This is a genomic window from Actinoallomurus sp. CA-142502 (genome assembly GCF_050936355.1).
GTDB lineage: Bacteria > Actinomycetota > Actinomycetes > Streptosporangiales > Streptosporangiaceae > Actinoallomurus > Actinoallomurus iriomotensis.
Genome location: NZ_JBNJMY010000001.1, coordinates 4,173,375 through 4,189,584, shown reverse-complemented (window position 1 = coordinate 4,189,584; position 16,210 = coordinate 4,173,375). Strand labels below are relative to the sequence as shown.

Here is a 16,210-nt window from a genome sequence, read left to right as displayed (position 1 = left end):
CTCCCTTGATCGGCGGCAGGTCAGAGCTCGACCGCCGCGTACAGCTCGCCGATCTCCTTGGTGGTGAGCGCCCGGATCGTGCCCGACCTCAGGCGGCCCAGCTTGACCGGGCCGAACTCGGTGCGGGCGAGCTGCTGAACCGGATGACCGACCTCGGCGAGCAGGCGGCGCACGATGTGCTTACGGCCCTCGTGAAGGGTCACCTCGACGAGAATCCGCTTGCCGACCTGGTCGAACACGCGGAACTCATCCGCCTTGGCGAAACCGTCCGCGAGTTTGACGCCCTGCTTGAGCCTCTTGCCGAGATCACGGCCGATCGGCCCGTGGATTTCGGCGAGGTAGGTCTTGGAAACACCGTATCGCGGGTGCATGAGGCGATTCGCCAGTTCACCGTCGTTGGTGAGCAGGAGGAGGCCCTCGGTGTCGGTGTCGAGCCGGCCGACGTGGAAGAGCCGCTCGGGCACGTCACCGACGTACGCGGCGAGGGTCTTGCGGCCCCTGGGGTCGGACATGGTGCTGACGACACCGGTGGGCTTGTTGAGCATGTAGTAACGCAGCTCGGCACGGGTGGGGATGCGCTTGCCGTCGACATGGATGACGGCCTGCTGCGGGTCGACGCGCGCGCCGAACCAGGTGATCTTCTCGCCGTCGACGGTGACCCGCCCGGCCGCGATGAGCTCCTCGCAGGCGCGGCGGCTGGCCACACCCGCGTCGGCGAGCACCTTCTGGAGCCGTACGCCGTCGTTGGTCGTGTTCACTGCTGAAGTTCCTCTATGCCTTCCAGGTCATCGGGCAGGTAGGGGGCGAGCTCGGGCAGCTCGTCAACGGAGTTGAGGCCGAGCCGCTCCAGGAAGTAGGTCGTCGTCCGGTAGAGCACCGCCTGGTGCTCCGGGTCGTGCCCCGCCTCCTCGATGAGACCTCGTACGGTCAGGGTGCGGATCACGCCGTCGCTGTTGACTCCGCGGATCGCCGACACCCGTGCCCTGCTCACCGGCTGCCGGTAGGCGATGACGGCGAGCGTCTCCAGCGCCGCCTGCGTCAGCCGCGCCTGCTGTCCGTCGCGAACGAACCGCTCGACGAGGGGGGCGCAGACATCTCGAGTGTAGAACCGCCAGCCACCGGCGATCTCCCTCAGGTCGAACCCCCGGCCCTGCGCGGTGTATTCCGCGGCCAGCTCCCGCAGCGTGGCGGCGACCTCGTCGCGGGGCCGTTCGAGGATCTGGGCGAGCGTCACCTCCGGTACCGGCTCGTCCACGACCAGCAGGATGGCCTCCAGCCCCGCCCGCAGGGGCGGCTCGGACGCGCCGGGCTCGGTCTCCGGCGCGTCGAACAACGTTCCGTCCGGGGAACCGGACGCGACCGGCTCCGGCGCACGCGGCTCGGGCACGACCGGCCGCGGTAGGGCCGGATCCTCCGCGCTCGGCTCGGGCGTCGCCTGTTCGGGGGCCGGTGGGGCCGCCGGGTCCGGCTCGGGGGTGTCAGTCATCGTCCTTCTTCTCCGCGGGTCGTCCTGAGTAGTCGTCGCCGACGACGACCTCGCCCTCTTCGGCACCGGTCCAGGTGATGTACAGCTCGCCGAGCGGCTCGGCCTGTTCGAGCGCCACGGCCTTCTCCCGGTAGAGCTCGAGCACGGCCAGGAACCGCGCGACGATCTCGAACGTGCCGGCGCAGTCGGCGGTCAGCACGCGGAAGGTGGCGGTCTCCAGCCGGCGCAGGCGCTCCACGAGCAGGGCGGCCTGCTCCTTGACGCTCGCCTGCGGCGCGTAGATGTGCGTGGTCGACACCGTCGGCACGGGCTTGGGCGCCAGGGTCCGGGCGGCCAGCCGGGCGAACGCGGCCGGGCCCAGGCCGATGAGCACCTCGGGCAGGAGGTTCGCGAACTGCGGCTCCATCGGCACCGTACGGGCGAAGCGGCGCGACTCGCGGGCGATCCGGCCCGAGAAGACCGCCGCGACCTCCTTGTACGCGCGGTACTGCAGCAGCCGCGCGAACAGCAGGTCGCGAGCCTCCAGCAGGGCGAGGTCCTCTTCGTCCTCGACCTCCCCGGAGGGGAGCAGCCGCGCGGCCTTCAGGTCGAGCAGAGTCGCGGCGACCAGCAGGAAGTAGCTCGCCTGGTCGAGGTCCCACTCGCGGCCGTGCGAGCGGATGTGGGCGATGAACTCGTCGGTGACCTTGTGCAGGGCCACCTCGGTGATGTCCAGTTTGTGCTTGGCGATCAAGCCGAGGAGCAGGTCGAAGGGACCCTCGAAGTTGTCGAGGTGCACTTCGAATCCGTGCTTGCGTTCCTCCGCGGCCGGCTCGCTCACCTCGCCAACGGTAGTGGAGGTCACGCACTCCCCTGCCACAGGGGAGCGCGACGTCCGGGTGCACCCCTCGGCGGTCCGGTGCGGTCAGGCGCCGCACCGGGACCGGTCACGTGAGGTGATGCCACCTCTGGAGTACCTCCTTGGCGAGCTCCCGGTAGGCATTGGCGCCCATGGACGACGGGTCGAAGCGGGTGATCGGCTCACCCACGACCGTCGCGTCCGGGAACCGTACGGTGCGGTTGATGACCGTGTGGAAGACCTTCTCACCGAAGGCGTCCACGATGCGGCCGAGCACCTCGCGGGTGTGGAGCGTACGCGAGTCGTACATCGTCGCGAGGAAGCCGTCGATGGCCAGATCCTGGTTGAGCCGCCCCTGAACCTTCTCGATCGTCTCCATGAGCAGCGCGACACCGCGCATCGCGAAGTATTCGCACTCGAGGGGGACGAGGACGCCCTGACTCGCGGTCAGCGCGTTGACGGTCAGCAGGCCCAGCGACGGCTGACAGTCGATCATGATGTAGTCGTAGTCGGCCACGACCGGCTTGAGCAGGCCGCCGAGGATGTACTCGCGGCCGACCTCGTGGACGAGCTGGACCTCCGCGCCGGACAGGTCGATGTTGCTGGGCAGCAGGTCCATGCCCTCGACGCTGGTCTCCAGGATGACCTCTTCGGTCTCCACTCCCTGCTCCATGAGCAGGTTGTAGATCGTGAGGTCGAGCTGGCGTGGGTCGCCCTTGCCCAGGCCCACCGACAGCGCCCCCTGCGGGTCGAAGTCGACGAGCAGCACGCGCCGGCCCTGCTCGGCCAGGGACGCGCCCAGGTTGATGGTGGTCGTCGTCTTGCCGACGCCGCCCTTCTGGTTGCAGACCGAGACGATGCGGGCGGGCCCGTGCTCGGACAGCGGGGGCGGATCGGGGAACGACGGGATGGGACGCTGCGTCGGGCCTAGTGGCGCGGCGTCTCGCGGATCGGTCGCGATCGCGGTCGAGAGCACACTCTCCGATCGTGCTCTCTCCTGCTGCGCGCTGATGTCAGTCACCAGCTCCTCGAACCTCCCCGGCGACCTAGGTTTGCCGTCAAGATGGGGACTCTATGGCCTGTCAAGTACAGCGGCAAGGCGGCACACCGACGGCCACGCCATTGTTCGGAGACCGGCCGGAATGCCATGCTTCGCTGCCGCTCGCCGTGAAACAGAGTCCCGGGCAGTCTCTCAGACCCCGGCCCGCGCGTACGCCGAATCGGAACCTCCCGCCGCCGGCCGGCGCCGGCGAAGGAGCGTTCCCGCAGCTCAGGCACCGGCCCGCGGGTACGCCGAAGCGTAGGCCTCCCGCAGCCGGTCGACGGTGACCAGCGTGTAGATCTGGGTCGTGGTCACGGACGCGTGGCCCAGCAGTTCCTGGACCGCCCGGACGTCGGCGCCGCCGCCGAGGAGATGTGCCGCGAAAGAGTGCCGCAGCGTGTGCGGTGAGACGTCCTGCAGCTCCGCGCGCCCGGCCGCCGTCCGCAGCGTCGACCAGGCGCTCTGGCGCGACAGCCGCCCGCCGCGCGCGTTGAGGAACAGCGGGCCGCCGCCGTCGCCCGGCGGGCCGAGCGCCGGGCGCGCCCGGGTGAGATAGGCCTCGAGCGCCTCGCGGGTGTACCGGCCGACCGGCACGAGGCGGGCCCGGGCCCCGGTGCCGTGCAGCCGGACGACGGCGCGAGAGAGGTCGACGTCGCCGACCTCGAGCCCGACCGCCTCGGAGATCCGGGCGCCGGTGCCGTACAGCACCTCCAGCAGCGCCCGGTCGCGCAGGTCGCGCGGCGTGTCACCCCGGCCGGCCGCGGCGAGGAGACGCTCGGCCTCCTCGATCGTGATCGCCTTGGGCAGCCGGCGCGGCGGCGACGGCGGCCGTACGTCGCGCGCCGGGTCGGCGGCCGACAGCCCCTCGCGCACGGCGAACCGGTGCAGGCCGCGGACGGCGACGACCGCGCGGGCCGCGGACCCGGCGGCGAGGGGCGGGTGCCGGTCGTCGCCCTCACGCAGCCGGTCCAGGAAGGACACGACGTCGTCCTCCCCGACCTGCCCGATCGCCGTACGGCCGCGAGCGACGAGCGTGTCGACGTAGCGCCGCAGGTCACGCCGGTAGGAACTGAGGGTGTTGGCTGCCAGGCCGCGGTCGACCGCGAGATGATCGAGGTACGCGCGGACCTCGGCCCGCAGCGCTCGTCCGAGCTCTTCTCCGGCGGCTGATATCAGCGCGACACCTCATCCAGGCGGGTCGAGGGGGCTCGACGTGTCATCCTTCCGGGGCGTCGGGCGCGCGAAGGTCACGGTAACCCGTCTCCCGTGCGGCGTAGACCGACAAGATACCCATGACCGCGAGGGGGTTGTGGATGTGCCCGCGCCGCACCGCTGCGACCGCCTCGTCGAGCGGCACCCACGCGACCGGCATCCCGGCCTCCTCGTGGATCCGCTCGAAGTCGGCCTCCTCCTCGGGGATCTCGCTGAGCCCGCGGGCGAGGAAGATGCGCACGCGCTCGTTGGTCATGCCCGGAGAGGTGAAGACGTCGACGAGCGTGTGCCACTCGCGGGCCCGGTAGCCGGCCTCCTCGGCGAGCTCGCGGGCCGCCGTACGCCACAACGGCTCGCCGTCGACGTCACGGAGCCCCGCCGGCGGCTCCCAGAGCAGGCGGCCGACCGGGTGGCGGTACTGGCGGATGAGCAGGACGCGGTCCTGCTCATCCAGGCCGATCACGCCGACGGCGCCGGGGTGGCTGACGACGTCGCGCTCGACGACCTCGGTCGTGTCGCCGTTCGGCATCCGCACCCGGTCGGTGCGGACCTGGACGATGCGGCCCTTGAAGCGCTCCTCGCGGCCCTCGACCGCCCACGACTCCGGAGTGTCGACCAGTTCCTCCGCCGCGCTCACTTGGCGTTGTCCAGGGCCGCGGCGACCAGGCCCGCGAAGAGCGGGTGCGGCCGGGTGGGACGGGACCGGAACTCCGGGTGCGCCTGCGTGCCGACGTAGAACGGGTGCGTCTCACGGGGCAGCTCGGCGTACTCGACGAGGCGTCCGTCGGGCGACAGGCCGGAGAAGACGACGCCGGCGGCGGTCAGCTCCTCGCGGTAGGCGTTGTTGACCTCGTAGCGGTGCCGGTGGCGTTCTTCGACCTTCTCCGCGTCGCCGTAGACCTCGCGGACGACGGAGTCCTCGGCGAGGTTGGCCGGATACAGGCCCAGGCGCATCGTGCCGCCCATGTCGCGCTCGCCGGCGACGACGTCGACCTGGTCGGCCATGGTCGCGATGACCGGGTCGGCGGCCTTCTCGTCGAACTCGGCGCTGTTGGCGCCGGTGATCCCGGCGAGGCTACGGGCGGCCTCGATGACCATGCACTGCAGGCCCAGGCAGATGCCGAGCGTGGGGATGCGGTTCTCGCGGGCGTGCCGGGCGGCGCCGACCTTGCCCTCGATGCCGCGCACGCCGAAGCCGCCGGGGATCAGGACGCCGTCGACGCCCTGCAGCTCGCGGGCGGCCGACTCGGGTGTGGTGCACCGGTCGCTCTTGACCCAGCGGATGTTGACCCGGGTGTCGTGGGCGAACCCGCCGTGGCGCAGCGCCTCGGTGACCGACAGGTACGCGTCGGGCAGGTCGATGTACTTGCCGACGAGCGCGATCGTGACCTCACGGGAGGGCTGGTGGACCCGGCCCAGCAGGTCGTCCCACTCGCGCCAGTCGACGTCGCGGAACGGCAGCCCGAGACGGCGTACGACGTAGGCGTCCAGGCCCTCGGTGTGCAGCACCTTGGGGATGTCGTAGATGCTGGGGGCGTCGATCGCGGACACCACCGCCTCGGCGTCCACGTCGCACATCAGGCTGATCTTGTTCTTCAGGCCCTGGGTGATCGGCCGGTCCGAACGGCAGACGATCGCGTCGGGCTGGATGCCGATGCTGCGCAGCGCGGCGACGGAGTGCTGCGTCGGCTTGGTCTTCAGCTCACCGGACGGCCCGATGTAGGGCAGCAGCGACACGTGCAGGAAGAAGCAGTTGTCGCGGCCGATCTCGTGCCGGATCTGGCGTACGGCCTCCAGGAACGGCAGCGACTCGATGTCGCCGACCGTGCCGCCGACCTCGGTGATGACGACGTCGACGTCGGGACCGGCCATACCGCGGATCCGGTCCTTGATCTCGTTGGTGATGTGCGGGATGACCTGCACGGTGTCGCCGAGGTACTCCCCGCGCCGCTCTTTGGCGATCACATTGGAGTACACCTGGCCGGTGGTGACGTTCGCCGAGCCGTGCAGCTCGGTGTCGAGGAACCGCTCGTAGTGGCCCACGTCGAGGTCGGTCTCGGCGCCGTCGTCGGTGACGAACACCTCGCCGTGCTGGAAGGGGTTCATCGTGCCGGGGTCGACGTTGAGGTAAGGATCGAGCTTTTGCATCGTGACCCGCAGGCCGCGCAATTTGAGTAGCCGGCCGAGGCTGGATGCCGTGAGCCCCTTACCGAGGCTGGAGGCGACACCGCCGGTGACGAAGAGATGCTTGGTGGCCTTTGCGGACCCACCAATTACTGCCGAAGCCAAGAGGGACGCTCCCGTGGTCGTTGTCGCGGCGACGTCCACCTGATCGGTGAACGGCCAATCTCCACGGGCCACCAGGATAACAGGCGGCGTACCTGATCAGCCGCCGGCCGATCAGATCAGCTGTAGCCTCCCGCGTAACTTCCGCTGTGGGCGCTTCCGGCGGCCCCCGGCGACATGGTGCGGAGCTGCCCGGTCAGCTCGTCGATCAGCTTCCTCGCCTGGTCCGCCGACGAACGCGCCTGGTCGCGCTCGGCCGACAGCGCCGACAGGGCGTCGCGCTGCTGGGTGACGGCCTCGGCGAGCTGGTCGACCCACTGCTCGCGTTCCTTGAGCTTCTCGCTCACCGAGTCGCGCTCGGCGTTGGCCTGGCGGACCTGGGTGAGCGCCGTGTCGCGCTCGCGGATCAGGTCCTCCACGCGGCGCTGGGTCTGGGCCAGCTCCGACGCGGCGCGGGCCTGCGCGAGCTCGGCGCTGTCGCGGTCGTTCTCGATCTGCTTGGCGCTGTCGAGCGCCCGCCGGCGCTCGGCGTCGAGGTCCTGGACGCGGCGCCGGAGGGAGTCGGCGTCCTTGGAGGCGGCCTCCAGGTCGACGACCCTGCTGCGCAGGGTGTTCAGCTCGGCCTGCGCGGTCTCCAGCGCCTGGGCCAGGTCGGCGGCGTGCTTGGAGATCCGGTCGCGCTCGCCCTCGAGGGCCTTGCGCCCGGTCTGCGCCTCGCCGGCGGAGCGGTGTGCCTCGTCGCGGTCCTCGCGCATCTGGTCACGCTCGGACATCGCCTGGCGGGCGGCGACCTCGAACTGCTCGGCCTGCGAACGGGCCTGGTCGCGCTCGGTGAAGGCCTGCCGCATCGCGGCCTCGGACTGCTCCGCCTTGCTGCGCAGACGCTCGGCCTCCTGCCAGGCGCCGGCGGCCTCGCGCTGGGCCGCCTCGCGCTCGGACATCATCTGGCGCACGGCGGCCTCGGACTGCTCCGCACGCTGCTCGGCCGCACGCAGCTGGACGAGCGTCTTGTCGGTCTCCTGCCGGGCCCCGACCGCCTCGCGCTGGGCGTTGTCCCGCTCGGTCATCATCTGGCGCATCGCGGCCTCGGACTGCTCGGCGCGCTGCTCGGCCGCACGGGCCTGCTGCTCCGCCGTACGCGCCTGGGCGAGCGCCTGGTCGGTCTGCTGCCGGGCCCCGACCGCCTCACTCTGGGCGTTGTCGCGCTCGCCGATGGCCTGCCGCATGGCGGCCTCGGACTGCTCGGCCTGCGCACGGGCCCGCAGGCCCTCCTGCCAGGCGGTGTTGGCCTCCTGCTTGGCCGACTCGCGCTCGGAGATCGCCTGGCGCACGGCGGCCTCGGACTGCTCGACGCGCTGGTTCATCTCCTCCAGCTGCGCGCGTACGCGGTCGAGCTCCTGCTGCATCGCCGCGGCGTCCTGCTTGGCCGACTCGCGCTCGGCCATGAGCTGGCGCCCGGTCGCCTCGGCCTGCTCCTTCTGCTGCCGTACGGACTGCGCCTCCTGGCGCATCGCGGCGGCGTCGCGCTGGGCGGCCTCGCGCTCGGTCATGAGCTGCCGGACGGCCGCCTCGGCCTGTTCGGCGCGCTGATCGAGCTGTTCGTTCTGGGCGCCGACCCGCTCGATCTCCTGCATCGCCGCCGCGGCGTCCTGCTTGGCGCTCTCGCGCTCGGCGAGCATCTGGCGGGCGGTGGCCTGAGCCTGCTGCACCTGGGTGCGGAGGCGCTCGACCTCCTGCCAGGCCGAGGTGGCCTCCTGCTTGGTCTTCTCGTGCTCCGCCTGGACGGCCGCGATCTGGACCGCGGCCTCCTGTTTCGCCTCGGCGACCTTCTGCTCACCCTGCGCCAACGCGCCGGCGAGCATGTCCGCCATCTGCCGCAGCCGGTCGACGACCTCGCCCGGCTGTTCCACGTCGCCGCCACGGGCCGGCCGGCTGCCGTTGCCCGGCAACCACGACGACCCGCCGCTGTCCGCGGAGTAAGAACCGCCCGAACCATTGAGATCGCTCACATAGGGAACTCTAAGGGCGTCTCGCAAGGCTGTCTGCCATGTCCGGGAACGTGTGGCGCATCACTCGTGAATTGCTCCCCAGGTCACGTCCCCTGTGAAAGGGCCGTGACCTGGGCGGAGGAACACACGGGCGCTTAGGCGTCACTGTCCGAAACCGTCATTCGCGCGATGAGAGAATGCCGGTCATGAAGACCTTGTATCCGCCGATCGAGCCGTACGACTCCGGATTCCTCGACCCCGGAGACGGGGAACGGATCTACTGGGAGGTCTGCGGCAACCCGGCCGGCAAGCCGGTCGTGATGCTCCACGGCGGCCCGGGCGACGGGTGCGGTCCCGGCCACCGCCGGCTGTTCGACCCGGAGGCGTACCGCATCGTCCTGTTCGACCAGCGCAACTGCGGGCGCAGCGGGCCGAGCGCGAGCGACCCGTCGGTCTCGCTCGAACGCAACACCACGTGGCATCTCGTCGCCGACATGGAGCTCCTGCGCGAGCACCTGGGCATCGACCGGTGGATGGTCTTCGGCGGCTCCTGGGGCAGCGCGCTCGCCCTCGCGTACGCCGAGACGCATCCGGAGCGGGTCACCGAGATGGTGCTGCGCGGGATCTTCACGCTGCGGCCGTTCGAGCTGTACTGGTTCTACCAGGAAGGCGCGTCACTGCTGTTCCCCGACCTGTGGGAGAGGTTCGTCGAGCCGATCCCGGAGGACGAGCGCGACGACCTGATCGCGGCCTTCCACACGCGGCTGAACGACCCGGACCCCGCGGTGCGCCTGCCGGCGGCACGGGCCTGGAGCGTCTGGGAGGGGTCGACGATCACGCTGCTGCCGGACGAGAGGCTGATCGAGGAGCACGCGGCCGACGACTACGCGGTGGCGTTCTCCCGCATCGAGAACCACTACTTCCTCAACGGCGGGTTCCTTGAGGAGGACCAGCTCCTGCGCGACGTGAAGAAGATCCGGCACATCCCCTGCGTGATCGTGCAGGGCCGGTACGACGTCGCGACGCCGGCGGCGACCGCGTGGGACCTGCACCAGGCCTGGCCCGAGGCGGACTTCCACCTCGTCGCCGACGCCGGCCACGCGTACAGCGAGCCGGGCATCCTGCACCGCCTGATCGAGGCCACCGACCGGTTCGCCCGTCCCTGAGCCGGTCTCCGCCCGCATCCCGTCTGGCCGAGCCCGAATCGGATTCGGTACCGTGGGAGCGGACGGAACGCGGAGAGCCGTCCCCGGCTCTCGCCCATCGCGAGGGCTCCGGGCCGTCTCCGGGGAGGGGGGTCGCGTGGCGATGACCGGGACGGCGATCGCCGGGCTCGGGACGACCGAGCTCGGGAAGGTGTACGGCCGCAGCCCGCGCCGGCTGGCCGCCGACGCCGTACGCGCCGCCGCCGATGACGCCGGCCTCGCCCTGTCCGACCTCGACGGGCTGATCGTCAGCCACGGCCTGTCCGGCTCCCCCGGCATCGACCTGGCCGGCGTGCTCGGCCTGCGGGACCTGCGGCTGCTCACCCAGATGAACTCCTACGGCGCGACCGCGATCGGCATGGTCTCCCACGCCGCCGCGATGATCGGCAGTGGCGCCGCGTCGGCGGTCGCGTGCGTCTTCGCCGACGCGCCGCTGCGCCCCGAACGCTCCTCCGGCTCGGCCTACCACCGCGAGGCGGCGGAGTGGCACGGCGTCGGCGGGCTGCAGGCCGCGCTGGGCTTCCGCAGCGTCAACGCCTTCTACGCCCTCGCGGCGCGGCGGCACATGGAACGCTACGGCACCACGAGCGAGCAGCTCGGCGCGATCGCGGTGGCCACCCGCGCCTGGGCCGCCGGCAACCCGCTCGCCCAGATGCGCGAGCCCATCTCGCTGCGCGACCACCAGGAGTCCCGCTGGGTGGTCGAACCGCTGCACCTGCTCGACTGCTGCCTCGTCTCCAACGGCGGCGTCGCCGTGATCGTCACGAGCGCCGAGCGCGCCCGCGACCTGGCACAGCCGCCCGTGCACGTGTGGGGGTGGGGGCAGGGCCACCCCGGCCGCCGCATGGAGCGCGGCAGCGACTTCGGGCTGGCCACCGGGGCGGCGCTGTCCGGCCCGGCGGCGATGAAGATGGCGGGCATCACCACGGCCGACGTCGACAGCTGCCAAATCTATGACTGCTACACCTTCACCGTCCTGGTGACGCTGGAGGACTACGGCTTCTGCGCCAAGGGCGAGGGTGGGCCGTTCGCCGCGAGCGGCGCTCTCGGTCCGGGCGGCACGCTGCCGGTCAACACCGGCGGCGGGCAGCTGTCGGGCTACTACATGTGGGGCATGACCCCGCTGTCCGAGGCCGTGATCCAGGCCCGCGGCCACGGCGGTGAGCGGCAGGCTCCTCGCAACGACGTGATCCTCGTCAGCGGCAACGGCGGCATCCTCGACCACCACGCGACGCTGGTCGTCAGCCCGCACGCGAAGGAGGGCCCATGACCGAGCGAAGCGAGGGCATCAAAAAACACGGCCCCGTGGTCACGCCCTCCGACACAGGAGGATTCATGACGGCGGCCGGCCCGATCCGGCGCGACGGCCGCGGCGACCCGTTCTTCGACGGCGCCGCCGAGGACCGGCTGGTGGTGCCCCGCTGCGCCTCCTGCGAGCGGTGGTTCGCCCCGGACGCGACCGGCTGCCCCGGATGCGGCACCGACGACCTGACCTGGGCGGAGGCGACCGGCGAGGCGATGCTGGTCTCCTGGGCGGTCACCCACTCCCGTACGGGCGAGACGGCGCCGCTGGCCTTGGTCGAGCTGGCCGAGGGCCCGTGGATGTACACGCGGCTGGAGACGGACTCGCCACGGGCGGGGCTGCCCCTGCGGGCGAGGTTCGTCCATCCGGACGAGGGCGAGAGCTATCCGGTGTTCGAGGAGCGCGACCGGTGAGAACAGACCTGTGCGAGACGTTCGGGATCGAGTTCCCGCTCTTCGCCTTCAGCCACTGCCGTGACGTGGTCGCGGCGGTCACCAACGCGGGCGGGTTCGGCGTGCTCGGCGCGGTCGCCTTCTCCCCCGGCCGGCTCGAGGAGGAGCTGCGCTGGATCGACGACCACGTGGGCGGCCGGCCGTACGGCGTCGACGTCCTCGTGCCCGGGAAGATCGCCAAAGAGGCCGAGGCGTCCGGTGACCTGCTGTCGGCGATCCCGCCGGGGCACTGGGAGTTCCTCGCCGGGCTGTTCGAGCGGTACGGCGTGCCGGCGCCCGACCTGTCGGCCGGCCGCCGGGACGCCCGCCGCGGCGGCCGCCAGGTCACCGAGGAGGGCGCCACCGAGCTGATCGACGTCGCGCTGCGCCACCCGATCCGCCTCATCGCCAGCGCCCTCGGCCCGCCCCCGCCGGTCATGGTCGAACGCGCGCGGGCCGCGGGCGTGCCGGTCGCCGCGCTCGTCGGCACCGTCGAGCACGCGCGCCGCCAGGTTCAGGCCGGCGCCGACCTGATCGTCGCGCAGGGCTCGGAGGCAGGCGGGCACACGGGCGAGATCTCCACGATGGTGCTCGTGCCGGAGGTCGTGGACGCCGTGGCGCCGCTGCCCGTGCTCGCGGCGGGCGGCATCGCGTCGGGCCGGCAGATGGCCGCGGCGATGGCGCTCGGCGCGCAGGGCGTGTGGTGCGGCTCGGTGTGGCTGACCACCGAGGAGGCCGAGACGCTCCCGGCCGTGAAGGCCAAGATGCTCGCGGCCTCGTCGAGCGACACGGTGCGCTCCCGGTCCCGTACGGGCAAGCCCGCGCGGCAGCTGCGATCGGCGTGGACCGACGAGTGGGACACCTCACCCGACAGCCCCGGCGCGCTGCCGATGCCCCTCCAGATGATCGTCGCCGAGGGCGCGATGGGCCCGATCGGCACGGCCGCCGAGAACGGCAACGAGGGCGCCCGGCAGCTGGTCAACTACTTCGTCGGCCAGGTCGTCGGCCGGATGAACACCGTCCGGCCCGCACGCCAGGTCGTCTACGACATGATCGAGGAGTTCGGCGACGCGCTGGAACGCCTGGCCGAGCTCGGCGCCGGCTGAACCGGTCAGATCGCCGCGGCGGAGCCCCGCCGGCGTACCGCCCGGGCGCCGATGGCCAACAGGACGACCGCGCCCACGCCGAACACGATGTTCCCGGTGAGCGCGACGGTGCGCGGGACATCCAGGTCACGGGCGTGCGAGACGCCGACCCAGGCGTAGGTGAGCAGCGCGCCGCCGGCCAGGGCGAGACGGTGCGCCGCGCCCCAGCCGGGGCGGCGGCACCAGCGCACGCCCAACGCCACGCTCACCGCCACCAGCACGAACCAGGCGGCCGCCACCGCCCACTGCGACACCCCGTCGCCCAGGAACTCCCGGCCCCAGTACACGCTCGTCACCCCGAACGCGGTGGCGCCCACCATCCACGGAGCCGGCGGCGCCGCGACCGCGACCGCGGCCGCCGGCCGTGGTCGCAGGGCGAACGCCGCGACGACGAGCGCGACGATGGCGGCGGAGCACCAGGCGAGCTCGCCCGGTGCCGCGACGAAGCGCGTCTGGGCGATCTGCGCGGCGGCGAGCAGGGCCGCCCCGGCCACGAACAGCACGGCGGTCACCGTGACGCCGAAGCGTCCGAGCCAGGGGACGGCGTGGTCGTGGTCCCGGCCGAAGGACTCCACGAGCGCGATCGGCACGCAGACGCTCCAGACGGTGTGCATCGACAGCACATCCTGGAGCATCTGGACGCTGGTGCCGAGCGCGGGGACGTAGGTGCCGGAGTAGGCGGCGGCGATGTCGAAGCCGCCGTAGGAGGGGTTCCAGAGCATCATGTCGACCGGTCCCTCCTCCAGCAGGGCATAGGCCGCCGCGAGGAGAATGATCGTCGGCCAGCAGCGCCCGCGGCGCCGGGCCGTCTCCCGGATCAGCAGCGCCCCGCCGCCGTACAGGGGGGCGAAGAGGAACAACGAGGACACGTCCGTGATGGGAGTGTTGCCGAGCAGGTACTCGCCCACCAGCGGCGCGAGGAAGAACAGGGCGACGGCCCGCCCCGTCCCGCCCCGGAGGGAATGTCGTCCGGTCACGCGCCTCAGCGTAGGAACGGCGGGCGGCCGGCGACGTCGGGCGATCGGCCAGACCGGTGTGGTCACCCTGCCCACCGCCCCGGCATCCTTCGTCGGTCACGGCGTCTCCGGTCGGCCGGGGAGGAACGGTGCGCATCGGCCGTCCGGCCATGGACGGCGGTCCGAGTGGCCACGGATCGGCCCTTCGGCGGTGCACACGCCGCTCGCGATCCTTAAGCACGACCGCGGTACTCGTCCCGGCGATCTGGCCGCCGATCTGCTCGGCTGGGCGCGCGCGCCGAGGCCCGGAGGCGGACCGTCCGGGGCCGAGCGCTGTTCGCCTCCGTGCCCGGCACCCACCGCCACCCGGCGACGGACGACGCGACAGCACTGTCTCTTGACAACCGCGTCCGCCAGCCGCACCGGCTCCTCAACACGACGGTCCCACCCGCCGACCCCACCGCCACCGACAAAGCACCGTCTCCCGACCACCGCACCGACCAGCCACGCCGCCACCACGACACGACGCACCCACCCCACCGACCCCACCGCCACCGACAAAGCACCATCTCCCGACCACCGCGCCGACTGCTCGACGTGGCGGACCTGCCCACCGGGCTCACGTGTGCTCGACGGGCTGCTCGCGCCGCTCTACCTGCGAGCGCTGTTCGGCTACGCCGGCATCGCGGCGGGCCTGCCGGCCCTGGTGCGCGCGACGATCGGCCGCACTTTCCCGCCGTCCGGCAAGCCGGTCCGCGACCTCTTGAGGGCGCCGTTGACGCTCGGCCCGAGCGAGTGCCGGGCCTGGACGGTGGTAATCCGGGCGACTCGCGACGTACCGTGCGGACATGAGCTCTGACGAGGTACTGGTCGAGAGCGACGGCCCGTTCGCCGTCATCACGATGAACCGGCCCGAGCGCCGCAACGCTCTGTCCCTGTCCCACATGCGCGCGCTGACCTCGGCGTTCCGGCAGGTCGGCGAGACGGACGCGACGGGTACGGTGCTGGCCGGCAACGGCCCGGTCTTCTCCGCGGGGCACGACTTCGCCGACCTGGCCGGCGCGGACCTCGGCACCGCGCGTGAGCTGCTCCTCACCTGCCGGGAGCTGATGGAGACCATCCAGTCCGTACCGCAGGTCGTGATCGCCCGGGTGCACGGGCTGGCGACCGCCGCCGGCTGCCAGCTCGTGGCCACCTGCGACCTGGCCGTGGCGACGTGGAGCGCGGGGTTCGCCGCCCCGGGCGGCAAGGGCGGCTGGTTCTGCCACACGCCGATGGTGCCCATCGCCCGCAACGTCGGGCGCAAGCGGGCGATGGAGATGGCGCTGACCGGTGATGTCATCGACGCCGGCACCGCGCTCGACTGGGGCCTGATCAACCGCGCCGTGCCCCCGGAGGAGCTGGAGAAGGCAACACGCGAGCTGCTCGAACGCGCCACGCGTGGCAGCCGGCGCAGCAAGGCCCTTGGCAAGCAGGCCATGTACGCCCAGCTCGGTCACCCGGAGGCGGACGCCTACACGTACGCGGTGGAGGTGATGGCCGCGTCGAGTCAGACCCCCGAGGCCCAGGAAGGAATTCGGGCGTTCCTGGAAAAACGCGCGCCACAGTGGCCCGCGTGACCCGGAACCGGTTCCGGTTGTGAGAAGACGCATCGCCGTGGGTGATCCGGGGCCGTCGATCTTGGTCTCAGGCAGGGCGCGGGCCCCTCTGGGAGGATCCTCGAGCCCCTGACCGGCGGGTGCCCGTCGGCACTGAAAGTCGGCGTTCGCGCTGCTCAGGACGGTGGCGATGAGAGAGCCTGCCGGAGGCCCATAGCGCCCGCTGCGGTCGGTTGCCGCTCATACGGAGAGCCGATAGCATGGTATGCGTTGCAGTCGAAGTTTCCTCGTACGTATTGAGTTCGTCTTGAACGCCCGCGGAAGTGACGGCGGGCGTTTTCGCTTCTCCGGGATAGTCTTCGCGGAAGTAAGCCGAAGTCCGTGATGCAGCCCCGGTCCGCCAACCGGCGCCCCGGTAGAGGTTCTCAAGCAAGGAGAGAAAGTGGCAGAAGGCACCGTCAAGTGGTTCAACGCCGACAAGGGCTTCGGGTTCATCGCACCTGACGGCGGCGGCCCGGACGTGTTCGTGCACTACTCGGCGATCACCTCCAGCGGCTTCCGTACGCTGGAGGAGAACCAGCGCGTGAGCTTCGAGACGACCCAGGGTCCCAAGGGCCCCCAGGCGGAGCAGGTCACGCCGATCTAGACTTAGGACGACCAAGGCTGGGCCCCACCGACTCACGTCGGTGCGGGCCCGGCCTGCTTTTCACCCGCTTACGA

The 16,210-nt window shown here is 71.7% G+C and carries 16 protein-coding genes; 7 read left to right on the top strand and 9 right to left on the bottom strand.

Annotated features, from left to right (window positions below; translation table 11 throughout):
- Positions 1-20: 20 nt before the first annotated feature.
- From ACQEV1_RS20265 to ACQEV1_RS20230, 8 genes are all read right to left on the bottom strand, one after another.
- Positions 21-758, bottom strand: a complete 738-nt coding sequence (locus ACQEV1_RS20265; RefSeq protein WP_285566347.1) for a pseudouridine synthase — start codon at positions 756-758, stop codon at positions 21-23.
- Positions 755-1,486 (bottom strand): SMC-Scp complex subunit ScpB, encoded by a 732-nt coding sequence (gene scpB / locus ACQEV1_RS20260; protein WP_433395189.1) that lies wholly within the window; start codon positions 1,484-1,486, stop codon positions 755-757. The genes ACQEV1_RS20265 and scpB overlap by 4 nt, the downstream gene beginning before the upstream one ends.
- Positions 1,479-2,306, bottom strand: coding sequence for a segregation and condensation protein A (locus tag ACQEV1_RS20255; protein WP_285566350.1), 828 nt, complete (start codon positions 2,304-2,306; stop codon positions 1,479-1,481). Before ACQEV1_RS20255 ends, scpB begins: the two co-directional genes overlap by 8 nt.
- A gap of 106 nt (positions 2,307-2,412) precedes the next feature.
- Positions 2,413-3,234, bottom strand: coding sequence for a ParA family protein (locus tag ACQEV1_RS20250; protein WP_432705538.1), 822 nt, complete (start codon positions 3,232-3,234; stop codon positions 2,413-2,415).
- A 360-nt stretch (positions 3,235-3,594) separates the two neighbouring features.
- The gene (locus ACQEV1_RS20245) at positions 3,595-4,539 is read right to left on the bottom strand and encodes a site-specific tyrosine recombinase XerD (RefSeq protein ID WP_432705539.1); all 945 of its coding nucleotides are present in this window, start codon (positions 4,537-4,539) and stop codon (positions 3,595-3,597) included.
- A gap of 43 nt (positions 4,540-4,582) precedes the next feature.
- Positions 4,583-5,215 carry an NUDIX domain-containing protein gene (locus ACQEV1_RS20240; protein ID WP_285616730.1) on the bottom strand — a complete coding sequence of 211 codons (633 nt, stop codon included), beginning with the start codon at positions 5,213-5,215 and terminating at the stop codon, positions 4,583-4,585.
- Positions 5,212-6,852, bottom strand: coding sequence for a CTP synthase (locus ACQEV1_RS20235; protein WP_433405936.1), 1,641 nt, complete (start codon positions 6,850-6,852; stop codon positions 5,212-5,214). The genes ACQEV1_RS20240 and ACQEV1_RS20235 overlap by 4 nt, the downstream gene beginning before the upstream one ends.
- A gap of 131 nt (positions 6,853-6,983) precedes the next feature.
- Positions 6,984-8,873 (bottom strand): hypothetical protein, encoded by a 1,890-nt coding sequence (locus ACQEV1_RS20230; RefSeq protein WP_285616731.1) that lies wholly within the window; start codon positions 8,871-8,873, stop codon positions 6,984-6,986.
- A 185-nt stretch (positions 8,874-9,058) separates the two neighbouring features.
- On the opposite strand from ACQEV1_RS20230, the gene pip reads away from it, so the two are divergent.
- The 4 genes from pip (at position 9,059) to ACQEV1_RS20210 (ending at position 12,897) form a co-directional block, all read left to right on the top strand.
- The gene (gene pip / locus ACQEV1_RS20225) at positions 9,059-10,018 is read left to right on the top strand and encodes a prolyl aminopeptidase (RefSeq protein ID WP_285616733.1); all 960 of its coding nucleotides are present in this window, start codon (positions 9,059-9,061) and stop codon (positions 10,016-10,018) included.
- Positions 10,019-10,160: 142 nt separating this feature from the next.
- Positions 10,161-11,327 carry a thiolase family protein gene (locus ACQEV1_RS20220; protein ID WP_433405934.1) on the top strand — a complete coding sequence of 389 codons (1,167 nt, stop codon included), beginning with the start codon at positions 10,161-10,163 and terminating at the stop codon, positions 11,325-11,327.
- The gene (locus ACQEV1_RS20215; RefSeq protein ID WP_433395185.1) at positions 11,324-11,773 is read left to right on the top strand and encodes a Zn-ribbon domain-containing OB-fold protein; all 450 of its coding nucleotides are present in this window, start codon (positions 11,324-11,326) and stop codon (positions 11,771-11,773) included. The genes ACQEV1_RS20220 and ACQEV1_RS20215 overlap by 4 nt, the downstream gene beginning before the upstream one ends.
- A complete protein-coding gene (locus ACQEV1_RS20210) occupies positions 11,770-12,897 on the top strand; it encodes an NAD(P)H-dependent flavin oxidoreductase (protein WP_285566361.1) in 1,128 nt (375 codons plus the stop codon). Before ACQEV1_RS20215 ends, ACQEV1_RS20210 begins: the two co-directional genes overlap by 4 nt.
- 5 nt (positions 12,898-12,902) lie before the next feature.
- On the opposite strand, the gene ACQEV1_RS20205 is transcribed toward ACQEV1_RS20210, so the two are convergent.
- Entirely contained in the window at positions 12,903-13,913 is a 1,011-nt protein-coding gene (locus tag ACQEV1_RS20205) for a hypothetical protein (RefSeq protein WP_433395184.1), read from the bottom strand.
- 604 nt (positions 13,914-14,517) lie between these two features.
- On the opposite strand from ACQEV1_RS20205, the gene ACQEV1_RS20200 reads away from it, so the two are divergent.
- The 3 genes from ACQEV1_RS20200 (at position 14,518) to ACQEV1_RS20190 (ending at position 16,136) form a co-directional block, all read left to right on the top strand.
- A complete protein-coding gene (locus ACQEV1_RS20200; RefSeq protein WP_433395182.1) occupies positions 14,518-14,751 on the top strand; it encodes a hypothetical protein in 234 nt (77 codons plus the stop codon).
- On the top strand, positions 14,741-15,511 hold the full coding sequence (locus ACQEV1_RS20195) for an enoyl-CoA hydratase-related protein (RefSeq protein ID WP_433395180.1): 771 nt from the start codon (positions 14,741-14,743) through the stop codon (positions 15,509-15,511). Before ACQEV1_RS20200 ends, ACQEV1_RS20195 begins: the two co-directional genes overlap by 11 nt.
- 421 nt (positions 15,512-15,932) lie before the next feature.
- On the top strand, positions 15,933-16,136 hold the full coding sequence (locus tag ACQEV1_RS20190; protein WP_141962982.1) for a cold-shock protein: 204 nt from the start codon (positions 15,933-15,935) through the stop codon (positions 16,134-16,136).
- Positions 16,137-16,210 lie beyond the last annotated feature (74 nt).

Coding starts and splice junctions, on each gene's coding strand:
- scpB (WP_433395189.1), bottom strand. CDS start 1,486: ATGACTGACACCCCCGAGCCGGACCCGGCGGCCCCACCGGCCCCCGAA.
- pip (WP_285616733.1), top strand. CDS start 9,059: ATGAAGACCTTGTATCCGCCGATCGAGCCGTACGACTCCGGATTCCTC.
- ACQEV1_RS20220 (WP_433405934.1), top strand. CDS start 10,161: ATGACCGGGACGGCGATCGCCGGGCTCGGGACGACCGAGCTCGGGAAG.
- ACQEV1_RS20215 (WP_433395185.1), top strand. CDS start 11,324: ATGACCGAGCGAAGCGAGGGCATCAAAAAACACGGCCCCGTGGTCACG.
- ACQEV1_RS20195 (WP_433395180.1), top strand. CDS start 14,741: ATGAGCTCTGACGAGGTACTGGTCGAGAGCGACGGCCCGTTCGCCGTC.